Source organism: Halorubrum sp. SP9 (genome assembly GCF_005435015.1).
In the GTDB taxonomy this organism is placed as follows: Archaea; Halobacteriota; Halobacteria; order Halobacteriales; family Haloferacaceae; genus Halorubrum; species Halorubrum sodomense.
In genome coordinates, this window is the sequence record NZ_SGXU01000404.1 from 1 (window position 1) to 430 (window position 430).

At 49.3% G+C, this 430-nt stretch carries 1 protein-coding gene; it reads right to left on the reverse strand.

Features of this window, described 5'->3' with window-relative positions:
- Positions 1-87: 87 nt before the first annotated feature.
- Positions 88-351, reverse strand: coding sequence for a hypothetical protein (locus EXE45_RS18035; protein WP_137695131.1), 264 nt, complete (start codon positions 349-351; stop codon positions 88-90).
- Positions 352-430: the final 79 nt, after the last annotated feature.

A 430-nucleotide genomic window follows, 5' to 3' on the forward strand; every position in this document is an offset into this window, starting at 1 on the left:
GCGGGGTGCTACTGGTGGTGGCTGTCGTGTGTGCTGGCCTCCGGTTTGAGAACTAGTCGATCGCGATAACCACGGATAAAATCGTGCTTAGCTCGTCGACGCCGCACCCGCATCTCCGCCCGTTTGAACATTGCGTTCCTCAAGCAGCGTATCGACGATTTTGACGAGAGGAACGATTCCGGGTTCGACATCATGATCAGCCGCATAGTGAAGAAACGTCTCAATATCTCTGCGATTAAGTTCGCCGCTCGATACAGCATCCACAAGTGTTGTTTCCTCTGCTAAGACAATGTTGAGGACATCACGACAGGGCTCTGGACAATCAAACGTGCGCCTGCTGTCGGATCCCATGTGATCTATGTTACACCCAATTTATAATATAGTTTCACATATAGTTCTGGATACGATTGCGAAACTAAGCCAATGATAA